Below are 20,043 nucleotides of genomic sequence, written 5' to 3'. Positions count from 1 at the left end.
CGTAGAGTACGAGACTTTCGACACAGAACTTGCGAGGTTCAAGATGCCCGACGCCGCGACCCGGACCGAACGAGTTCCCGTGGGGGTCGACCCGACCCGAGCGAGCATCGCGCGCGTGTACGACGCCTTCCTGCTCGGGAAGGACAACTACGAAATCGACCGGGAGGTCCTGGCTCAGGTCCAGAAGGCCGCCCCGGAGGCTCAGGACCTGGCGTTCGAGAACCGCGGTTTCCTCATCCGCGCCTGCCGCTTCCTCGCGAGCCAGACCGGCATCACCCAGTTCCTCGACCTCGGCTCCGGCCTGCCGACCGCGGAGAACACCCACCAGGTCGTGCAGCGGATCCACCCCGAGGCCACCGTCGTCTACGTCGACAACGACCCCGTGGTCCTCGCCCACGGCCGCGCGCTGCTCGAGGAGAACGAGCACACGCACTTCGTCGCCGAAGACATCTTCGAGCCGCAGCGCATCCTCGAGAACGAGGTCGTCCGGGAGCACATCGACTTCACCCAGCCGCTCGTGCTGCTGCAGATGGGCACGCTGCACCACTTCAAGGGTGACGCCGACCGGCCGAAGGCGATCATGAAGGAGTACGTCGACGCGTTGCCGTCCGGCTCCTTCGTCGGGCTCAGCCACTTCTTCGACCCGCAGAACGAAGACTCCGAGACCGCCCGCCGCATGGAGGACTTCTTCGTGCACAGCCCGATGGGCTCCGGCACCTTCCGGACGCAGAAGGAGATCGAGGAGCTGTTCGCCGGCCTCGAACTCGTCGACCCCGGGGTGACGCTGTGCGCCGACTGGTGGCCGGACGGCCCGCGGCTCAAGGAGCTCAACGTCGCGCAGCGGACGATCGCCGGCGGCGTCGGCCGCAAGCCGTAGACCGCGTCCGTCACAGGCGGACGATCGGGAGCCAGTGGGAGAGGTCGGCCCGGGTGCCCGACGCGGACACCCGGCCGTCCGCCACCGCGGTGGTCCAGTCCAGTCGGCCGGTGGCCAGTTCGAGCCACGTGCGCGGGTCGGTCTCGATCACGTTCGGCGGGGTGCCGCGCGTGTGCCGCGGCCCCTCCACGCACTGCACCGCCGCGAACGGCGGCACGCGGACTTCGACCGTGCGGCCCGGCGCGTCGGCCGCGAGCGCGCGCAGGCTGAGCCGGACCGCCGCGGCCAGTTCCGGCCGCGCGGGATCGGGCGCGTCGCCCTGCAGCCACGGGGAAATCGCCAGCACCGCCGCACGTAACTGTCCGGGGTCGACCGAACGCGAAGAGGCCATGGGCAAACAGTAGAGTGGCGCACCAAGACTTTCACGGACACCCGAGAACGCAGGGATGGCGATGGCGCAGCGGGACGAGGCGGATCGGATGGTTTCCCAGCAGCCCACCGGAAGCGGGGCCGATCGCCCCGGCAAGCACAGCAAACCCAACCGCGCCGCGCGCCGCGGCGGGCAGCAGGCCCGGCGCTCCGGCCGGCACGGCACGCCCGAGATCACCGCCGAGATGCGCGCGAACGCCCGCGCCAACCCCAACAGCTGGCTCTACGTCATCGACGAGGCCTTCGACCCGAACGGCCCGGTGCCGTCGTGGGCGGTCGTCGGCGCGTACCCGGTGAACGGCGCCGGCGACGTCGTCGCGGACTTCCACCCGAACGACCGCTACCGCCCCTCGCCCAAGGCACTCGGCTTCCCGGAGCCGGCGAACGACCTCGAGCAGCTGCTGCAGCTCGTCCGCACCGAGCACCGCCCGGCGTCGGACCTGCCGAAGGTCGTCCTCGACTCGACGCTGTTCGTCTACGCGATGTCGCCGGTGCAACGCACGGTGATCGGCTTCCACAACACCGACGGCCGGGTCATGGTGCCCGCCTACACGCGCAAGGCGCTCGTGCCGCGCGAATGGCCGCACGCGCGCGCGGTGCTCGGCCGCGACATCGTCGGCCTGCTCGGCGGGCACCCCGTCGCGGTCAACCCGCACGACCTGATCACCGCCGTCGTGCCGGCCGAGCACCTGCTGAAGGCACTGGCCGACGAACAGCGCTGACCTGCGGGTTTAACCCCATCGAGTGACCATCCGAGTCGCCGATCCGGCGACTCGGGTGCATCGTGAGACTGGAGAAGTCTCACGAGAACGGTGGGGAGCAAGAGGGTGAAACGTCGTGCATTGCTTCCCTTCGCCGCCGCCGTCCTGCTCCTCGCCGGTCAGTCGCCGGCGACGGCCCAGGACGTCTACGCCGGCGCCGAAGACCACTTCGCGGGTTCGCAGATAGCCAAGGTCGAGGGCCTCGGCCCGGTCCCGGACGTGCTGTACGCCGGCGACGACCAGCAGCTCGGCCACGACGTCAGCGGGCACCAGGGCCCGGTCGACTGGCCCGGCGCGGCGCGGACGGGCGCGAAGTTCGTCTACGTCAAGGCGACCGAGGGCACCGGGTTCACCAACCCGCAGTTCGCCCAGCAGTACAACGGTTCCTACACCGCCGGCCTGATCCGCGGCGCCTACCACTTCGCCCGGCCGGACATCTCCGACGGCGCGTCGCAGGCTCGCTACTTCCTCGCCCACGGCGGCGGCTGGTCGGCCGACGGGAAAACGCTGCCCGGCGCGCTCGACGCGGAGTACAACCCGTACGGCGAAACCTGCTACGGCAAGGACGCGGCCGGCATGGTCCGGTGGATCAGCGACTTCTCCGAGACCTACCGCGCGGTCACCGGGCGCTACCCGACGATCTACACGTCGACGAGCTGGTGGAAGCGCTGCACCGCGAACAACGCCGGCTTCGGCGGCAACCCGCTGTGGATCGCGCGCTACAACACCTTCATCGGCGAGCTGCCGGCGAGCTGGAGCATCCACACGATCTGGCAGTTCGCGGACAGCGGGAGCCTGCCCGGCGACCAGAACTGGTTCAACGGCTCGACGGAGCGGTTGCGGGCCCTCGCGCTCGGCTGAACGTCCAGGTCACGAATTATAGGTGTTAACTGGTCACCGATTGACGACCATCTTCCCGGGAAAATCACCCACACGTATACCCAATTTCACGGAACTGAGTGACAAACGCCACTTCGTCCCCAACAATCGTGCACGGGCGGCTACCTGCAGTAAGCCGCCCTCAGCGAGGGTATCTGTGAAGGGATTCAACGATGTCCACTTCCCGAAGAGGACGGCTGTTCGCCGCCCTGGTCGTCCCGGCCACGCTGCTCCTGCTCGGCAGCACGGCCCAGGCGGCGACCTTCTCCCCCGAGGCCGACCCCGTGTCCGCGATCAACGCGGACATCGCCCAGCACGACCACGAACTGGGGTCGCAGATCCGGCGCGTCGAAGGCGACAAGTCGACGCCGGACACGCAGAAGGCGGCGCAGCAGCCGCAACCCGGTCAGGCGATCCCCGGCCAGGTGCTGGCCACGGTCGCCGGCATGGACGTCGCCAGTTACCAGGGCAACGTCGACTGGGCGAGCTGGTGGAACCAGGGCAAGCGGTTCGTCTGGACCAAGGCCACGGAGAGCACCAGCTACACCAACCCGTACTTCGCGCAGCAGTACAACGGCTCCTACAACCAGGGCTTCATCCGCGGCGCCTACCACTTCGCCACCCCGAACACCGCGAGCGGCGCGGCGCAGGCCCGGTACTTCGTCGCCCACGGCGGCGGCTGGTCGAAGGACGGCCGGACGCTGCCCGGCGCGCTCGACATGGAGTACAACCCGTACGGCGCGACCTGCTACGGGCTGAGCAAGGCGGGGATGACGTCGTGGATCCTCGACTTCCACGACACCTACCACTCCCTGACCGGCCGCTACCCGGTGATCTACACGTCGACGAGCTGGTGGAGCAGCTGCGTGAGCGGCGACTTCTCCAGCACGGCCCCGCTGTGGGTCGCGCGGTACGCGTCGTCGGTCGGGACACTGCCGTACAACTGGGGCTTCTACACCGTCTGGCAGTACACCTCGAGCCCGCTCGACCAGGACACCTTCAACGGTGCCTACGACCGGCTCCAGGCCCTCGCCAACGGCTGATCCACTTCGCCGGCTCCCGGATCATGACGACTTTGCGTCGGCTGAGCCCGGGAGCCGGTTTCATGCCGTACCGTCCGAGCTTGCAGAATGCTGCTCACCACGTCCTGGGGGAACCGCAGAGGCCTTGCGGACGTCGGAAGCGCACGAACACCCAGCGCCCGGAAGGCATGAAAGATGACGTACCCGCCTCAGCCGGGCCAGCCCGGCCAGCCCGACCCGTACGGCCAGCAGCCGCAGTCCGGTGGCTTCCAGCAGCCGTACCCGCAGCAGGGTGGGTGGGACCCCAACCAGCAGCAACAGCCGTACCCGACGCAGCAGTACCCGCAGGGCTGGGACCCGAGCCAGCAGCAGCAGGGCTACCCGTCGGGCGGATTTCCGCAGAGCCCGCAGCCGCAGTGGGGTGACCCGAACGCCCAGCAGCAGCAAGGGTGGGCCGACCCCAACGCGCAGCAGCAGTCGGCGTGGGCGGACCCGAACGCGCAGCAGTACGGCCAGCAGGCCTGGGACCCGAACCAGGGTGGCCAGATGTCGGGCTGGGACCAGTCCGGCGGCTACGGCCAGGGCTTCGGCGGGCCGCCGGCGCCGCCGAAGCAGGGCAAGACCGGGATGTGGATCGCCATCGGCGCCGTCGTGGTGCTGGTGCTGGCCGTCCTGGGCGTGACCGGCTTCGTCGCGCCGGGCTTCTTCCTGTCGAAGGACGACAACAACGTCGCGGCCCCGCCGGCGTCGAGCACTTCGGCCAAGCCGACGGCGCCGAAGTCCACCACGAAGAAGACCCCGACGACGACCAGCAAGGCGCCGTCGTCGGGCGGCGGCGCGGACGCCAAGGTCGTGCTGCAGGGCTTCATCGACAAGCTGAACGCGGGCGACACCCCCGGCGCGCTGGCGCTGGGCTGCTCGGACTCGAAGGACCTGCTCGACTCGTGGCTCAAGACGTTCCTCAAGCCGCCGCTGCAGCTGACGCTCGGCGAGGTGCCGGACGACGAGTTCCTCGTCGAGGGCCAGGTCACCGGGACGTCCGCGGGCAAGAACGTCAAGGGCACGCTGAGCGCGACGAACTTCGACGACAAGGGTTTCTGCGTCAGCACGATGCTGGTTTCCTGACCGGTGAAGCTGTGGCGATCACCGCTGGCGTGGACGTTCCTCGCGTCGGTGGTCCTGCTGGCGGGCGTCGGCGGCTGGTTGCTGACCGACCCCGCCACCAGCCGCAGTGACGCGCTGAAGACGGGTGGCCTCGCCGGTGGCGCGGTCGTCGCGTTGTACGCGCTGTGGCTGAACGACCGGCGCCGCCGCGTCGAAGAAGGGCGCCAGGAGATCGAGCAGCGCCGCCACGAGCTGGAGGCGCAACGCGCCGAGCAGGACCGCGAGCGGGTGGCCGACGAACGGTTCGCGAAGGCCGTGGAGCTGCTGGGCCACACCGCCGACCAGGTGCGCGTCGGGGCGCTGCACGCGTTGGCGGGGCTGGCGCGGAGCCGGCCGGCGTACACGCAGACGGTGCTGGACGTCCTGTGTTCGTACTTGCGGCGGCCGTTTTCGCGCGCCGAGGACTCGAATCCGGAAGCGGAACGCGAACTGACGGTCCGGCTCACGGCGCAGCGCCTGGTCACGGACTTGCTGCCCGCGCGTGACGCCGAAGGCCCGACGTACGACCTGGACCTGACCGGCGCGACGCTCGAGTACTTCGACCTCTCGGGCAAGCTGGTCGGCGGCCTGCTGCTGCGGCACGCGACGCTGCACAGCAGCACCAACTTCAGCGGCTGCCGGTTCACGGGCCGGGTGTACCTCACCGCCGCGGGCACGGCGAAGGGGCGGCTGGTCGGCTACTTCCGTTGCCGCGGCGCGGTGTTCGAGAGCCACGCTTGGTTCAGCGGGACGGCTTTCGGCGAGGACGCCGACTTCACCGAGACGACGTTCGCCGGGAAGACGACCTTCAAAGACGCGAAGTTCGCGAAGGACGCGGTGTTCTCGGCGGTTGTCGCTTCCTGCGAGCTCGACTTGCGGCGGACGTCGTTCGGCGGGCAGACGGATCTGCGGTTCGCTTCGCTGCCTTCGGCGGTTTCGCTGTACAACACGCGGGTTCGGGCGGAGAAGGAAGTTGAGCTGCCCGGCGGCTGGCGGCTGGAAGAACTCCGGGACGGGGACTCCCGGATTGTCGCCAAGGCCGGCTGAGCAGCCCCCGTTTTCCACGCTAGCGGAGGGCACCGACAAAAGCCGGTGCCCTCCGGTCAGCTGTCCACAGGACTCAGTCGAACAGGGCCGGGAGCGTGCTCTCCCACGCCGTGCGCAGCTCGTCCAGCGGGAACTCCGTGATGCCCTGCAGTTCCAGCGTTCCCGAATCCGGGTCCACCACGCCCGTCTTGCGCCACGGCAAGCCCCGCGCCGTGCACATCTCCGTGAAGCGCAGCTCCTCCGTGCGCGGGACCGCCACCAGCACGCGGCCCGCCGACTCGGAGAACAGCTGGACGAACGGGTCCTGGGTGTCGTCGAGGAAGACGCGCGCGCCGCACTGTCCGATGAGGACGGTCTCGACCAGGGTCTGGATCAGGCCGCCGTCGGACAGGTCGTGGGCCGCCGAGATCATGCCGTCGCGGGAACCCGCCACCAGGATCTCGCCCAGCAGCTTCTCGCGCGCGAGGTCCACGCGCGGGGGGACGCCGCCGAGGTGGCCGTGGAGCTCGCGAGCCCACGCCGAACCGTCCAGCTCGTCGTGCGTTTCGCCCAGCAGCAGCAGGGTTTCACCCGCCTCCGCGCCGATGCCCGTCGGGATGCGGCGGGTCACGTCGTCGATCACGCCGAGGACGCCGATCACCGGTGTCGGCAAGATCGCCGTCGAGCCCGTCTGGTTGAAGAAGCTCACGTTGCCGCCCGTCACCGGGATGCCCAGCTCGACGCAGCCGTCCGCGAGGCCGTGCACGGCCTGCTCGAACTGCCACATCACGCCCGGGTCCGTCGGCGCGCCGAAGTTCAGGCAGTCCGACACCGCCACCGGCGTCGCGCCGCCCGTCGCCACGTTGCGGTACGCCTCCGCCAGCGCCAGCTGCGCGCCGCGGTACGGGTCGAGGTAGACGAACTTGCTGTTGCAGTCCGTCGCGACCGAGACACCGCGGCCACTCGACTCGTCGATCCGGATCATCCCCGAGTCGGACGGCTGCGAGAGCACGGAGTTGCCGCGCACGTAACGGTCGTACTGCGACGTCACCCATTCTTTGGACGCCTGGTTGGGTGAAGAAATCAGGCGAAGCACGTCCGCGCGCAGTTCGTCCGGAGTGGACGGACGCGGCAGCTTCGCGGAGGTGTCCGCGATCAACGCGTCCTGAGTGGACGGACGCTCGATCGGCCGGTCGTACACCGGGCCCTGGTGAGCGACCGTGTGCGCCGGGACGTCGACGACGACCTCGTCGTTCCACGTGATGACCAGGTGCTCGCCGTCGGTGACCTCGCCGATGTCGGTCGCGATGACGTCCCACTTGCGGCAGACCGCCATGAACGCCTCGACGTTCTCCGGCGAGACGACCGCGCACATGCGCTCCTGTGACTCGCTGGACAGCACCTCCGCGGGCGTCATTCCCGTGGCGCGCAACGGAACGCGGTCGAGGTAGATGTGCATGCCGCCGTCGCCGGCCGCGGCCAGCTCGGACGTCGCGCAGGACAGCCCGGCGCCGCCGAGGTCCTGGATGCCGACGACGAGCTTCTGCGCGAACAGCTCGAGGCAGCACTCGATGAGCACCTTCTCGGTGAACGGGTCGCCGACCTGGACGCTCGGCAGCTTCTTGCGGCCACCCGAGGACTCGTCACCCGAAAAGGTGTCACTCGCGAGGACGGAAACGCCGCCGATGCCGTCGAGGCCGGTGCGGGCGCCGAACAGGATGATCTTGTTGCCGGTGCCGGACGCGAACGCCAAGTGCAGGTCCTCGACGCGCATCGCGCCGACGCACAGCGCGTTCACCAGCGGGTTGCCCGAGTAGGACGGGTCGAAGACGAGCTCGCCGCCGATGTTCGGCAGGCCGAGGCAGTTGCCGTAGCCGCCGACACCCGCGACGACGCCGGGCAGCACGCGCTTGGTGTCGGGGGCGTCGGCCGGGCCGAAGCGCAGCGCGTCGGAGACCGCGAGGGGCCGCGCGCCCATGGCCATGATGTCGCGGACGATGCCGCCGACGCCGGTCGCGGCGCCCTGGTAGGGCTCCACATAGGACGGGTGGTTGTGGCTCTCCACCTTGAAGGTGACCGCCCAGCCCTCGCCGATGTCGACGACGCCGGCGTTCTCGCCGATGCCGGCCAGCATCTTGGCCTTCATCTCGTCGGTGGCGGTCTCCCCGAAGTACCGCAGGTGCTTCTTGGAGGACTTGTAGGAGCAGTGCTCGCTCCACATCACCGAGTACATGGCCAGCTCGGCGTCGGTGGGCCGGCGGCCGAGGATCTCCCGGATGCGGGCGTACTCGTCGTCGGCGAGGCCCAGTTCGCGGTAGGGCTGGCTGTGGTCCGGGGTCGCCCCGGCGCGCTCGGTGGTGTCAACGGTGCTGGTCACGGTGTCCGTGTCAGGGTTCGCCACGGCCGCCAGGATACGGGGCGCTCCCGGGCCCTCCGGACGGTGGGCCCGCGGGGATCGAGCGGCCGCCGGCGGGTGTGAGCGAGACGACACCGGGCGCGCGCCCTGTGGACAACCCGGGTCCGCGGGCCGGGAATTGTCGGACCCCGCGAGTAACGTTGAAACCGGGGGTCCCCCCGCGGGTTCGGGCGCGAGCCTGTGGACAAGCCGGGTTCGCGAACCCGAAACTGTCGGACCCCGCGAGTAGCGTTGAAACCGGGGGTCCCCCGAGGGCCCGGGTGCGGCAGCCGGGGTGCGCGCGCCGGAAAATCGGTCGCCTTCCGCTGGTCGGCGGCTTACCGTCGGGAATCGTGCTTTCCGCCACGTATCCCTTTCCGCCGCTGCGGCTGCCCGCGCGGCCGAGCGCGAGCCGCTTCCTGCTCGCCGTGTTCCGGGCCCGGCTCGGCACGGTGCTGGGCGCCGCCGCGCTCGGTGTCGTGTGGGCGTTGCCCGGTGCGCTGGTGCCACTGGTGATCGGCCAGGGCATCGGCGCCGTCAGCGCGCACGACGGCCCCGGCGTCTGGCGCTGGGCGCTGGCCGCCGCCCTGCTCGGGGTGGTGCAGACGCTGACCGGGACCTGGTTGCACTTCCTCAACTACGGCCTGTGGCTGCACGGCGCCGGCTCGACCCAGCGCGCGGTGTCGGCGCACACCACGCGCGTCGGCGCCGGCCTGCGCGAGAAGACGACCACCGGCAACCTCGTCGCGATCTCCACGACCGACGTCAACCACATCGGCAACACCGTCGAGATGACCGGCCGGGCGTTCGGCTCGCTGCTGGCGTTCGTCGTGGTCGCCGTGTGGCTGCTCTCGACGTCGCCGCTGCTCGGCGTGGTCGCGCTGGTCGGCGTGCCGGTCGCGGTGCTGGGCATCGGGCCGCTCCTGGCCCCGCTGCAGAAGCGCAAGGCAAAGCAGCGCGAGAAGCGCGGCGACGTCAACGCGCTCGGCGCGGACATCGTGTCCGGCCTGCGGATCCTGCGTGGCATCGGCGGCGAGCGGCGGTTCTTCAGCCGCTTCCGCGAGACGAGCCAGCGGGTCCGGCGGGCCGGCATCGAGGTCGGCCAGGCCGAAGCGTGGCTGGCCGCGGCGGAGATCGCGATGCCCGGCCTGGTCACCGTGGTGATCACCTGGCTGGGCGCGCGGCTGGCCGTGGCCGGGGAGATCGGCGTCGGGCAGCTCGTGGCGTTCTACGGCGTTTCGGCGTTCCTGATCTGGCCGGTCACCGCCGCGACCGAGGCGGTCGGGGCGATCACGTCCGGCCTGGTCGCGGCGCGGAAGGTCGTCGCGCTGCTGGCGATCCACCCGAAGCTGGCGGACCCGGAGACGCCGGTCCGGCTGCCCGACGGGCCGCTGGAACTGCTCGACTCCGAGTCCGGCGTCCGGGTCGCGGCCGGGCGGCTGACGGTCGTCGACTTCGGCGCCGACGGCGAGGCGGTGGCCGACCGGCTGGCGCGCTTCGCCGACCCGGCCGAGGGCGAAGAGGTGCTGGTCGGGGGCGTCCGAGCGGACCAGGTCGCGCTCACGGAGCTGCGGCGCCGGATCGTCTACGCGCACAACCAGGACATCTGGTTCTCGGGCGTGCTGCGCGAGCAGCTGGCGCCGGCGCGGCCGAGCGGCGTCGGGATCACCGAAGCGCTGTACGCGGCCGACGCCGACGACATCGTCGACGCCCTGCCCGACGGCGTCGACGAGGTGATCGGCGAGCGCGGGCGAGAGGTGTCCGGCGGCCAGCGGCAGCGGCTGAACCTGGCCCGCGCGCTGGCGGTCGACGCCGACGTGCTGGTGCTCGACGAGCCGACGTCGGCGGTCGACGCGCACACGGAGGCACGCATCACCGAGCGCGTCGCGGCCCTGCGCCGCGGCAAGACGACGGTGGTGTTCAGCCAGAGTCCACTGTGGACACATGTGGCCGACGAGGTCTTCACCGCGAAGGGGGTGACGGTGTGAAACGGCTTCCCACGGCGTCCCGGCGGGACGTCCGGCACTGGGCGCTGAAAACGGCGGCGACCCACAAGCGCGAGTTCGGGCTGCTGCTGGGCGCGCTGGCCGTGGCCACGCTGATCGGCCTGGCCGGGCCGCAGCTGCTCGGCGCGCTCGTCGACGACGTCGCGGCCGGCACGACGACGGGTCACGTCGACGTGCTGGCGGCGGTCTTCGTCGGGATCCTGGTGCTGCAGGCGGTCGCGCGGAAGATCGCGCGGATGCGCGGCGCGGTGTTCGGCGAGCTGGTGCTGGCCGAGACGCGCGAGGAGTTCGTCGGGACGGCGCTGCAGCTGCCGCTCGGCACGGTCGAGGCGGCCGGCACCGGCGACCTGCTCAGCCGCGCCACCACCGACCTCGGCCGGATCGACCACGCGGCGCGGTTCGCGGCGCCGGAGATCCTGATCGCGGCGGTGACCGTCGTGTTCACGGTCGTCGCGATGGTGGTGACGTCCCCGCTGCTCTCGCTGAGCCTGCTGGTCGCGGTGCCGCTGCTGCTGTGCGTGAACGTCTGGTACCAGCGGCGGATCCCGGCGCTGATGCAGTGGATGCTCGACCGCTGGGCGGACCTGACGACGAGCGTCCACGAGACGGCGGAGGGCGCGCGCACGGTCGAGGCGCTCGGGCTGACCGAGCGGCGCGTCGACGCGGCGTACGAGGCGCTGGACCAGAGCATCCTCGGTGAGCGGCGGATGCGGGCGCTGCAGCTGCGGTGGCTGCCGTCGCTGGAGATCAGCTACGTGCTGCCGCTGGCGGTCATGCTGCCGCTCGGGCTGCTCGCGTACACGCGCGGCTGGGCCGGGCTCGGCGAGATCACCACGATGCTGCTGTACGTCCAGGCGATGTCGGCGCCGCTGAACGAGGCGCTGTTCTGGCTGGAGGACCTGCAGGTCGCGGCGGCCGCGGCGCGCCGGATCCTGGGCATCCGCGAGGTGGCCGTCGAGGAGTCGCCGAAGGTGACGGAGGTGCCGCGCGGGCGTGACATCGACGTCCACGGCGTCCGGTTCGCGTACACGGCCGACCGCGAGGTGCTGCACGGCATCGACCTGCGGGTGCCGCGCGGCGAGCGGCTGGCGATCGTCGGGCCGTCCGGCGCGGGCAAGTCGACGCTCGGCCGGCTGCTGGCGGGCATCGCGGCGCCGTCGTCGGGCTCGGTCCGGATCGGCGGCCAGGACGTGTCTTCGCTGGCCGACGACGTCCTGCGCGGCGAGGTCCTGCTGCTGACCCAGGAGCACCACGTGTTCTCGGGAACGCTGCGGCAGAACCTGGCCCTGCCGGCGCGGCGCGCGGGCGGCGACTGGACGGACGACGAACTGCTGGCGGCGCTGGCTTCGGCGGGCGCGTCCGACTGGGTTTCCTCCTTGCCGGACGGGCTCGACACGAAGCTGGGCTCGGGCGAGCACCCGGTCCCGGCGGCGATCGCGCAGCAGCTGGCGCTGGCCCGCGTGGTCTTGGCGGACCCGCACACGCTGGTGCTGGACGAGGCGACGTCGCTGCTGGACACGGGCTCGGCGCGCGACCTGGAGAAGTCGCTGAACAGCGTGCTGTCCGGGCGCACGGTGATCGCGATCGCCCACCGCCTCCACACGGCGGCGGCCGCGGACCGGGTCGCGGTGGTCGAGGGCGGCCGGATCACGGAGCTGGGCCCGCACGCGTCGCTGCTGGCCGCGGGCGGCTCGTACGCCCGTTTGGTGGCGGCGGCTTCGTAGTCCGGAATGTCCGGAGTGCTGGGGTGGTTGCTCCCCAGGTAGGTGATCGTCTACCTGGGGAGTGCCATGTCGTTCGTGATGACCGCGGCCGAGCGTGAAGAGTTCCTGAGCGGGGTGCACGTGGGGGTGCTGGCGGTGGAGCGCGCCGGCCGGGCCCCGCTGGCGGTCCCGGTTTGGTACGACTACTCGCCGGGCGGCGAGGTGCTGATCTGGATGGAGCGCGACACGGTGAAGGACCGCGCGATCAGCGTGGCCGGCCGGTTGAGCTTGGCGGTGCAGGACGAGAACCCGCCGTACAAGTACGTGACGGTCGAGGGCCCGGTGGTCGCGAACGACAAGCCCCCGACGCGCGAGCAGGCGTTGCGGATCGCGGGGCGGTATTGGCCGGAGGAGCAGGCGACGGCGTACGTCGACTCGGCGCTCGGGGAGCGGTCGGTACTCGTGCGGGTGCGGCCGGAGAAGTGGCTGTCCAACGACCAGAGCAAGGGCTGAACAGGGCTGTGGACAACTTGAGTCCACGGTCCCGGAACCGCGCCGGTTTTGTCGGTGGTCGCCGGTAAACTGGTGACCGGGGGGCGAGGCCCGTCCCCCGGCTCCCGGCGTCAGGCCTTGACCAGCGCGTCCACCGCGCTGAAGAACATGCCCAGCCCGTCGTCCGACGGCCCGGTCAACGCGTCGATCGCGTGCTCCGGGTGCGGCATCAGCCCGACGACCCGGCCGTTCTCCGACCGGATCCCGGCGATGTCGTTGCGCGATCCGTTCGGGTTCCCCCCGACGTACCGGAACACCACGCGCCCCTCGGCCTCCAGCTCGTCCAAAGTGGACTGCTCGGCCATGTAGCACCCGTCGATGTTCTTCATCGGGATGAGGATCTCGGCGCCGTCGTCGTAGCGCGTGGTCCACGCCGTGTCCGTGTTCTCCACCCGCAGCCACTGGTCGCGGCAGATGAAGTGCAGGCCCTGGTTGCGGATCATCGCGCCCGGCAGCAGGCCGGCCTCGCAGAGGATCTGGAACCCGTTGCAGATCCCGAGCACCGGCATGCCGCCGCGCGCCGCCTCGATCACCGGCGTCATCACCGGCGCGAACCGGGCGATCACGCCCGCGCGCAGGTAGTCGCCGTAGGAGAACCCGCCCGGGACGACGACCGCGTCGACGTCGTGCAGGTTCTCGTCCGCGTGCCACAGCGGCACCGCTTCGGCGCCGGCGTACGTGACCGCGCGGGCCGCGTCGCCGTCGTCGAGCGTGCCCGGGAACGTGATGACGCCGATGCGCGCGCTCACGCGTCCACCCGCGTGATCGTCCACTGCTCGATGACCGGGTTCGCGAGGAAGCCCTCGGCGATCTTTTCGAGCGTCGCGTCGTCGACCGTGTCGTCGACCTCGATCTCGAAGTGCTTGCCCTGGCGGATCTCCTTGATCCCGGTGAACCCCAGGCGACCGGCGGCGCCGAGCGCGGCCTGCCCCTGCGGGTCGAGGATTTCGGGCTTCGGCATGACGTCGACGACGACTCGGGCCACGGCAGGCTGCTCCTTATTCACGCAGGTCGTGGGTACCTCCCGAGCATAGTTCACCCAGTTCGGCCGCCCGCGAGGACCTAGACTGGCCGTACGCGCCGACCTGCGCCATGATGAGTCGTTGACATCGCGCCAACAGCTGTGGAGGCACCGTGGACTCCTACGACTACGTGATCGTCGGCGCCGGGAGCGCCGGGTGCGTGCTGGCGAACCGGCTCACCGAAGATCCGTCGGCCCAGGTCCTGCTGCTCGAAGCGGGCGCGGCGGACACCGCCGACGAAATCCACATCCCGGCCGCGTTCCCGTCGCTGTTCAAGACCAAGTGGGACTGGAACTACGAGACCGTCGAGCAGAAGCACACCGGCAAGACGGCCTACTGGCCGCGCGGCAAGATGCTCGGCGGCTGCTCCTCGATCAACGCGATGATCTACATCCGCGGCAACCGCGCCGACTACGACGGCTGGCGCGATTCCCACGGCGCCGAAGGTTGGGGCTGGGACGACGTCCTCCCGTACTTCAAGCGCGCCGAGGGCAACCAGCGGCTCGACGGGCCCCTGCACGGCACCGACGGCCCGCTCCACGTCGAGGACCGCCGTTTCACCCACGAGCTGTCGACGGCCTGGGTCGACTCCGCCGTCGCGTGGGGGCTCAAGCGCACCGACGACTTCAACGGTGAGAGCCAGGAGGGCGCCGGCGTCTACCAGGTCACCTGCAAAAAGGGCCGTCGCTGGTCGACCGCGGACGCGTACCTGCGGCCCGCCATGGAGCGGCCGAACCTCACGGTGAAGACGTGCGCGCCCGCCACCCGGATCGTGTTCGAGGGGACGCGCGCGGTCGGCGTGTCCTATTTGGACAACGGTGTCGAAACGACCGCGCGCGCGTCGGCCGAAGTCATTCTTTCGGGTGGGGCGGTGAACTCGCCGCAGCTGCTGATGGTGAGCGGCGTCGGCCCGGCCGAACACCTGCGCGAGCACGGCATCGACGTCGTCGCCGCGCTGCCCGGCGTCGGCGAGAACCTGCACGACCACCCGGCGTGCGGGATCATCTGGTCGACGCGCGGCACCACCGACCTCGTCGACGCGGCGACGCCGGGCGGTCTCGTCCGCTACCAGCTGACGAAGCGCGGGCCGCTGGCTTCGAACATCGGCGAGGCGGGCGCGTTCTTCCCGACGACCGACGGGCTGCCGGCGCCGGACATGCAGATCCACGTCGCGCCGACGTTGTTCTACGACAACGGGATGCGCGAGCCGACGGTCCCCGGGTTCACGTCGGCGGCGACGCTGGTGGACGTCGCGAGCCGCGGCCGGCTGCGGCTGAAGTCGGCGAACCCGTTGTGGAAGCCGGAAATCGACCCGGCGTACTACGCGGAATCGTCCGATATGGACAAGATGGTGGCCGGGTTGCGGGCGCTGATCGAGATCGGACGCTCCGGGCCGTTGAAGCGGTTCCTGGACCAGCCGTTCCTGCCGGCGCGGCACGATTTGAGCGATTCCGAGCTGGCTGAGCACATCCGTGAGAACACGCAGACGCTTTATCACCCGGTCGGGACTTGCTCGATCGGGTCGGTGGTCGATCCGCAGCTGCGGGTTCGGGGCGTTGAGGGGCTACGGGTGGTGGACGCTTCGGTGATGCCGGTGGTGCCGCGCGGGAACACTAACGCGCCGACGATCATGGTGGCGGAGAAGGGCGCGGATCTGATTCGCGGGCGGTGAGGGCGGGCCGCGCCCCCCGGTAACCATTTTACCGGGGGCCACCGACAATTTCGGAGCTGTGGACGCGAGTTGTCCACAGCCCCGAACCGCGTCAGCGCTTGCCGTGCAGGATTGTCACCAGCTTCGCCACCAGTGCGTCCGTGGACTCCTTGCGGCTGAACGATGTCAACGTCAGCGGGGCCGTGAACCGCTGCCGGGCGATCGCCTTCGTGCGGGCGAACTCCCTCAGCCCCTCCGGGCCGTGGATGCGGCCGAAGCCCGAGTCGCCCACGCCGCCGAACGGCAACGACGCGATTCCCGCGAACGACAGCGGTGCGTTGATCGCCGTCATCCCCGTGCGCAGCTTCTCCGCCAGCTCCACCCCGCGGGACTTCGAGAACACCGTCGAACCCAAGCCGTACTTCGTGCTGTTCGCCTTCTCGACCGCTTCGTCCATCGAGGCGACCTTCGCGATCGTCACCGTCGGGCCGAACGTCTCCTCCGTGACCGCTTCCGAATCCTCCGGGACGTCGACCAGCACCGTCGGCTGCGCGTACCGGTCGCCGACCGCGTCCTCGCCGCCCAGGACCGCCTTGCCGCCTCGGGCCAGGGCGTCCTGGATGTGCCTCTTGATCACGCCCAGCTGGGACGGCATCGTCACCGGGCCGTACTGCGCGGCCTCGTCCGAGCCCGCGCGCACGTCCTTCGACTTCTCGACCACCTTCGCGACGAACTCGTCGTGGACCTTCTCGTGGACGTACACCCGCTCGACGCCGATGCAGGTCTGACCCGAGTTGGAGAACGCTCCCCAGACCGTCGCGTCGGCCGCCGCGTCGAGGTCCGCGTCCGCGTCGACCAGGACCGGGTCCTTGCCGCCCGCCTCGATGACCACCGGGGTCAGCGTCTCCGCCGCCGCGGCCATGATGCGCTTGCCCGTCGCCGTCGAGCCGGTGAACGCGATCTTGTCGACACCCGCGCCGACCAGCGCCGCGCCCGTCTCGCCGAAGCCCGTGATCAGCTGCAGCACCGGCTGCTCCGGGACGATCTCGGCGAACGCGTCGACCAGCCACTTGCCGACACCCGGCGTGTACTCGCTCGGCTTGAACACCACCGCGTTGCCCGCCGCGAGCGCGTACGCGATCGAGCCCAGCGGCGTGAACACCGGGTAGTTCCACGGGCCGATCACGCCGACCACGCCCAGCGGCTGGTACTCGACCGTCGCCGCCTGGTTCGACATCAGCAGGCCGGCCGAACGCTTCTGCTTGCCGAGGATCTTCTTCGCGTGCTTGCCCGCCCACGCGATGTGCTCGATGGCCAGGACGCTCTCGAGCTGCGCGTCCGCGATCGGCTTGCCCGTCTCGTCCCGGACCACCTGGCACAGCTGCGGCAGCCGCCGCGTCAGCACGCCCTTCCACGCACGAAGCCGCTCGGCGCGCCCCGCGAAGCCCAGCTCTTCCCACCACTTCGCCGCGACACGCGCTCGCTCGACGGTCGCCTGGACGTCCTCGGCGGTGTGGACGGGATAGGTTCCGACCACCTCGTCGGTCGCCGGGCTGAGCGAGTCGAAGGTCTCGCCGACCGACGTCGGCTTCGGCTGGACGGCAGTCATCGGCGTCTCCCTGGAGGTCGCGGGTCAGCCCAGGTTACGACGTTACTGACACCGTGCCAATAGCTCGTGCGGGCTTCGCCACCAGCATTCCACCGGCGATCGCCGCGGCAAAGACACCGAACAACGGGGTGACCCACAGCGGCAGCACGCCCACCGCCAGCGATCCGAGCCCGAAGCCGGCCGCCTGGACCGTGAAGCTCAGCGAGAACCCCGCTGACCTGCGGTTCTTCGGCAGCAGGCGTTGCAGGTTGACCGAGGTCGCGGCCACCAGCGGACCCGTGCAGGCGCCGATCAGGGCCACCGAGCCGAGGAGCCCGGCCCAGCCGAGGCCGCCCGCGAGGGTGAGCCCGCCGACGACGAACCCGGCGAGGAACAGCCGCGGGTCACCGGTCTTCCCGCGCCACGCGTAGAGCGCGCTGCCCAGGATGCTCGCCCCGCTCAGCACGGCGATCACGACCGGCGCCGCCGTCTCGGGCGCGCCGAGCCGCTGGACCAGCGGGAGCGGCGCCACCTCGATCGTCGACAGCAGCAGCCCGACGGTGAACGCGCAGCCCAGCCACGGCAGGTAGGTGGCGAGCCGCGCGGGGGCGCCGTCGCCCTCGGATTCCACCCGTTCGTGCTCACGGACACCACGGGGGACGAGCAGCGCCGCCGCCAGGCACGCGACCGCCATCGCGGCGAGCGGGACGAACGTGCCGGCCAGGTCGAGCAGCGCGACCAGCGCCGGACCGCCGATGAGCACGCCTTCGAGGAGCATCGCGTCGACGGAGATCGCGCGCGGCAGCAGCTCGTCGTCGACGGTGTCGGCGAGCAGCGTCCGGAAGCCGCCCGAAAGCGCGCCGCCCGCGATGCCGGGTAGCAGGACGAGCGCGATCAGGACGGGCGCGGGAGCGTCGGCGGCCAGCGCCAGCACGACGTACCCGGCGGCGGTCAGCAGGAGCAGCGCGGGCAGGCCGCGCGCAGGGCCGACGCGGTCGAGGAGCCGGCCGACCGGCACCGCGCACGCCATCTCCGCGGCGACGAAGACCGACATCAGCACGCCGCCGAGCCGGTAGGAGCCGGTCGTCGCGGTGGTCAGCAAGGTGAACGCGAGCGGCGCCATGGTGGCCGGGAGCCGGGCGAACTGGACGCCCGCCGACCAGCGCCAGTAGGCGCGATGGGTGAACAACGACATGTCTGCACGCTCTCGTGGCGCCGATCTGAGGCACACTGATTCGGGTGAGGGCGAATCACCGATGATCGAGCTAGTGCTGACGGCGGCGGGCGCGCAACGCGTCCGGTTCGCGATCTCGCCGTTGGAGGAGGTGCTGGGCGCCGTCCAGACGTTGCTGGGCCTGCGGCGGCACCCGGCGCACCTGCCGTGGCTGTCGGACGTGCCCGACGTCCCCGAGCTGGCCGCGGTCCTGGGCGCGCGGCACTACATCACCGAGTTCCTGAGCCCGCCGCCCGACGGCCCGGAGACGACGGCCGCGGCGCAGCTCGAGGCCGTGCGGGCGACGCCGCCGGCGCAGGTGGCGTTGGAGCTGGGGATGGTCGACGCGGACCTGTCGCTGCTGCCGGCCGACCCGGCGACCGCGCGCGACCTGCTGGCCGACCAGCTCGAGATCGTGTGGAACGCGCTGCTGGCCCCGGAGTGGCCGCGTCTGCGGGAACTGCTGGCGGCGGACATCGCGCACCGGACGCGGCAGCTGGGGTCCGGCGGGATCGCGGCGATGCTGGCCGGGTTGCACCCGCGGGTCCGGCTGTCGGAGACGTCGGTGCTGGTCGACGTCCGGGCGCGCGAGCGGCTGGAGCGGGACGCGCGCGGGCTGCTGCTGATCCCGGCGGTGTTCGCGTGGCCGAACGTCGGCGTGGTGACGGTTCCGCCGTGGCAGATTTCGCTGCTGTACCCGGCGCGGGGCGTGGCCGCGCTGTGGACATCCCCGACCGAGCCACCGGAGGCGCTGGCCGAGGTGCTGGGCCGCACGCGAGCGCTGTTGCTGACGAGCCTGGACCGCCCGGCGGCGACGACGGAGCTGGCGAGGCGGCACGGCTTGGCCCCGGCGACGGTTTCGGCGCACCTCACGGCGTTGCGGGGGGCGGGGTTGCTGGCTTCGGAACGCCGGGGGCACCGGGTGCTGTACCGACGCACGGAGCTGGGCGACGCGTTGCTGACCGGCAAACTGTGACGCATGGACAGAGCCGTGGCTTGGGAAGGTTTCCACAACACGCGGGACCTCGGCGACCTGCCGACGAGATCGGGCGGCACGACTCGCCGCGGTGCGTTCTTCCGGGCCGCGGACCTGCGATTCGTGACCGAAACCGGCTGGGCCCAGGCGCGGGCGGCCGGCGTCCGGACCGTCATCGACCTGCGCAACGCCGACGAGATCCGGCCGACGGCGGACGCCCCGACGGCGCTGGCGGGTTCCGCGCGGTTCACCGCCGCCGGTCCGACCACACCGCTGGGCCTCGACCGCGTGGAGGTTCCCCTCGACGACATCGCCGACCTCGAGTTCTGGCGGTCCGTCAACCGCGAACGGCTGAACGGCACCCCGCTCTACTACCGCCGGTTCCTCGACCGGAAGGCCGATCGCTGCGCCGGGGTGATGACCGCGATCGCCCGGTCCGCGCCCGGCGGTGTCCTGTTCCACTGCGGCGCCGGGCGCGACCGGACCGGGCTCGTCGCACTCCTGCTGCTGGCGCTGGCGGACGTCGAACCCGGCGTCATCGCCGCGGACTACGACCTGTCCGCCGAGGCCGTGAAACCGCTGTTCGCCGCGATGGGCGCCGAGGACCAGGGGCCGGCCATCGCGGCAGTCCTCGCCGAGCGGGGCACGACGACCGCGGCCGCCGTCCGGGACACCCTCGCCGGGTTCGACGTCGAGCGGTACCTCCTCGACGCGGGGGTCGCCCACGAGGACCTCGCCGCGATCCGGCAGCGGCTGGTGAACCAGGACTAGGCTGGAAAACGACCCCCCGTTAAGGAGAA

At 71.1% G+C, this 20,043-nt stretch carries 18 protein-coding genes; 12 read left to right on the top strand and 6 right to left on the bottom strand.

The window, feature by feature from the left end; genetic code table 11:
• Nucleotides 1-79 precede the first annotated feature (79 nt).
• Nucleotides 80-877, top strand: coding sequence for an SAM-dependent methyltransferase (locus BLV96_RS19200; protein ID WP_167379676.1), 798 nt, complete (start codon nt 80-82; stop codon nt 875-877).
• Nucleotides 878-887: 10 nt separating this feature from the next.
• Here the strand turns inward: BLV96_RS19200 and BLV96_RS19195 are convergent, their stop codons facing one another.
• Nucleotides 888-1,268 (bottom strand): sterol carrier family protein, encoded by a 381-nt coding sequence (locus BLV96_RS19195; RefSeq protein ID WP_167379652.1) that lies wholly within the window; start codon nt 1,266-1,268, stop codon nt 888-890.
• 55 nt (nt 1,269-1,323) lie between these two features.
• Between BLV96_RS19195 and BLV96_RS19190 the strand changes: the two genes are divergently transcribed.
• The 5 genes from BLV96_RS19190 to BLV96_RS19170 all read left to right on the top strand — a co-directional run bounded on the left by BLV96_RS19190 (nt 1,324) and on the right by BLV96_RS19170 (nt 6,158).
• Nucleotides 1,324-2,028 carry a type VII secretion system-associated protein gene (locus tag BLV96_RS19190; protein ID WP_086675936.1) on the top strand — a complete coding sequence of 235 codons (705 nt, stop codon included), beginning with the start codon at nt 1,324-1,326 and terminating at the stop codon, nt 2,026-2,028.
• 105 nt (nt 2,029-2,133) lie between these two features.
• Nucleotides 2,134-2,928, top strand: a complete 795-nt coding sequence (locus BLV96_RS19185) for a lysozyme (protein WP_086675937.1) — start codon at nt 2,134-2,136, stop codon at nt 2,926-2,928.
• A 191-nt stretch (nt 2,929-3,119) separates the two neighbouring features.
• Entirely contained in the window at nt 3,120-3,989 is an 870-nt protein-coding gene (locus BLV96_RS19180) for a lysozyme (protein WP_086675938.1), read from the top strand.
• Nucleotides 3,990-4,163: 174 nt separating this feature from the next.
• Nucleotides 4,164-5,093: a hypothetical protein gene (locus BLV96_RS19175; protein ID WP_086675939.1), complete on the top strand. Its 930-nt coding sequence runs from the start codon at nt 4,164-4,166 to the stop codon at nt 5,091-5,093.
• 3 nt (nt 5,094-5,096) lie between these two features.
• Nucleotides 5,097-6,158, top strand: a complete 1,062-nt coding sequence (locus BLV96_RS19170; protein ID WP_086675940.1) for a pentapeptide repeat-containing protein — start codon at nt 5,097-5,099, stop codon at nt 6,156-6,158.
• Nucleotides 6,159-6,231: 73 nt separating this feature from the next.
• Here BLV96_RS19170 and purL read toward each other — a convergent pair whose 3' ends face one another.
• The gene (gene purL / locus BLV96_RS19165) at nt 6,232-8,538 is read right to left on the bottom strand and encodes a phosphoribosylformylglycinamidine synthase subunit PurL (RefSeq protein ID WP_167379651.1); all 2,307 of its coding nucleotides are present in this window, start codon (nt 8,536-8,538) and stop codon (nt 6,232-6,234) included.
• 347 nt (nt 8,539-8,885) lie between these two features.
• Between purL and BLV96_RS19160 the strand changes: the two genes are divergently transcribed.
• The 3 genes from BLV96_RS19160 (at nt 8,886) to BLV96_RS19150 (ending at nt 12,754) form a co-directional block, all read left to right on the top strand.
• Nucleotides 8,886-10,520: an ABC transporter ATP-binding protein gene (locus BLV96_RS19160; protein ID WP_086675941.1), complete on the top strand. Its 1,635-nt coding sequence runs from the start codon at nt 8,886-8,888 to the stop codon at nt 10,518-10,520.
• Nucleotides 10,517-12,262 carry an ABC transporter ATP-binding protein gene (locus tag BLV96_RS19155; protein ID WP_086675942.1) on the top strand — a complete coding sequence of 582 codons (1,746 nt, stop codon included), beginning with the start codon at nt 10,517-10,519 and terminating at the stop codon, nt 12,260-12,262. The genes BLV96_RS19160 and BLV96_RS19155 overlap by 4 nt, the downstream gene beginning before the upstream one ends.
• Nucleotides 12,263-12,328: 66 nt before the next feature.
• Nucleotides 12,329-12,754 carry a pyridoxamine 5'-phosphate oxidase family protein gene (locus tag BLV96_RS19150; RefSeq protein WP_086675943.1) on the top strand — a complete coding sequence of 142 codons (426 nt, stop codon included), beginning with the start codon at nt 12,329-12,331 and terminating at the stop codon, nt 12,752-12,754.
• Nucleotides 12,755-12,864: 110 nt separating this feature from the next.
• Here the strand turns inward: BLV96_RS19150 and purQ are convergent, their stop codons facing one another.
• Both purQ and purS read right to left on the bottom strand, forming a co-directional pair.
• Nucleotides 12,865-13,542 (bottom strand): phosphoribosylformylglycinamidine synthase subunit PurQ, encoded by a 678-nt coding sequence (gene purQ, locus BLV96_RS19145; RefSeq protein ID WP_086675944.1) that lies wholly within the window; start codon nt 13,540-13,542, stop codon nt 12,865-12,867.
• Nucleotides 13,539-13,778, bottom strand: coding sequence for a phosphoribosylformylglycinamidine synthase subunit PurS (purS, locus tag BLV96_RS19140; RefSeq protein WP_086675945.1), 240 nt, complete (start codon nt 13,776-13,778; stop codon nt 13,539-13,541). The genes purQ and purS overlap by 4 nt, the downstream gene beginning before the upstream one ends.
• A 149-nt stretch (nt 13,779-13,927) precedes the next feature.
• Between purS and BLV96_RS19135 the strand changes: the two genes are divergently transcribed.
• Nucleotides 13,928-15,487, top strand: a complete 1,560-nt coding sequence (locus BLV96_RS19135; RefSeq protein ID WP_086675946.1) for a GMC family oxidoreductase — start codon at nt 13,928-13,930, stop codon at nt 15,485-15,487.
• A gap of 91 nt (nt 15,488-15,578) precedes the next feature.
• Here the strand turns inward: BLV96_RS19135 and BLV96_RS19130 are convergent, their stop codons facing one another.
• Both BLV96_RS19130 and BLV96_RS19125 read right to left on the bottom strand, forming a co-directional pair.
• Nucleotides 15,579-17,075: an aldehyde dehydrogenase family protein gene (locus BLV96_RS19130; RefSeq protein ID WP_086675947.1), complete on the bottom strand. Its 1,497-nt coding sequence runs from the start codon at nt 17,073-17,075 to the stop codon at nt 15,579-15,581.
• 34 nt (nt 17,076-17,109) lie between these two features.
• A complete protein-coding gene (locus BLV96_RS19125; RefSeq protein WP_086675948.1) occupies nt 17,110-18,249 on the bottom strand; it encodes an MFS transporter in 1,140 nt (379 codons plus the stop codon).
• Between the two features lie 61 nt (nt 18,250-18,310).
• Here BLV96_RS19125 and BLV96_RS19120 point away from each other — a divergent pair, with 61 nt between their 5' ends.
• Both BLV96_RS19120 and BLV96_RS19115 read left to right on the top strand, forming a co-directional pair.
• Nucleotides 18,311-19,243 carry an ArsR/SmtB family transcription factor gene (locus tag BLV96_RS19120; protein WP_167379650.1) on the top strand — a complete coding sequence of 311 codons (933 nt, stop codon included), beginning with the start codon at nt 18,311-18,313 and terminating at the stop codon, nt 19,241-19,243.
• 3 nt (nt 19,244-19,246) lie between these two features.
• Nucleotides 19,247-20,014, top strand: a complete 768-nt coding sequence (locus BLV96_RS19115; RefSeq protein WP_244180317.1) for a tyrosine-protein phosphatase — start codon at nt 19,247-19,249, stop codon at nt 20,012-20,014.
• The last annotated feature ends 29 nt before the right edge of the window (nt 20,015-20,043 follow it).

It is taken from the genome of Amycolatopsis pretoriensis (assembly GCF_900107925.1).
Classification (GTDB): domain Bacteria; phylum Actinomycetota; class Actinomycetes; order Mycobacteriales; family Pseudonocardiaceae; genus Amycolatopsis; species Amycolatopsis pretoriensis.
This window is presented reverse-complemented; position numbering and strand designations above follow the sequence as displayed.

What these genes read in the sequence shown, in the direction of transcription:
- BLV96_RS19195 (WP_167379652.1), bottom strand. Translation starts at nt 1,268, where the DNA reads ATGGCCTCTTCGCGTTCGGTCGACCCCGGACAGTTACGTGCGGCGGTG.
- BLV96_RS19190 (WP_086675936.1), top strand. Translation starts at nt 1,324, where the DNA reads ATGGCGATGGCGCAGCGGGACGAGGCGGATCGGATGGTTTCCCAGCAG.
- BLV96_RS19180 (WP_086675938.1), top strand. Translation starts at nt 3,120, where the DNA reads ATGTCCACTTCCCGAAGAGGACGGCTGTTCGCCGCCCTGGTCGTCCCG.
- BLV96_RS19175 (WP_086675939.1), top strand. Translation starts at nt 4,164, where the DNA reads ATGACGTACCCGCCTCAGCCGGGCCAGCCCGGCCAGCCCGACCCGTAC.
- BLV96_RS19150 (WP_086675943.1), top strand. Translation starts at nt 12,329, where the DNA reads ATGTCGTTCGTGATGACCGCGGCCGAGCGTGAAGAGTTCCTGAGCGGG.
- BLV96_RS19130 (WP_086675947.1), bottom strand. Translation starts at nt 17,075, where the DNA reads ATGACTGCCGTCCAGCCGAAGCCGACGTCGGTCGGCGAGACCTTCGAC.
- BLV96_RS19125 (WP_086675948.1), bottom strand. Translation starts at nt 18,249, where the DNA reads ATGTCGTTGTTCACCCATCGCGCCTACTGGCGCTGGTCGGCGGGCGTC.
- BLV96_RS19120 (WP_167379650.1), top strand. Translation starts at nt 18,311, where the DNA reads ATGATCGAGCTAGTGCTGACGGCGGCGGGCGCGCAACGCGTCCGGTTC.
- BLV96_RS19115 (WP_244180317.1), top strand. Translation starts at nt 19,247, where the DNA reads ATGGACAGAGCCGTGGCTTGGGAAGGTTTCCACAACACGCGGGACCTC.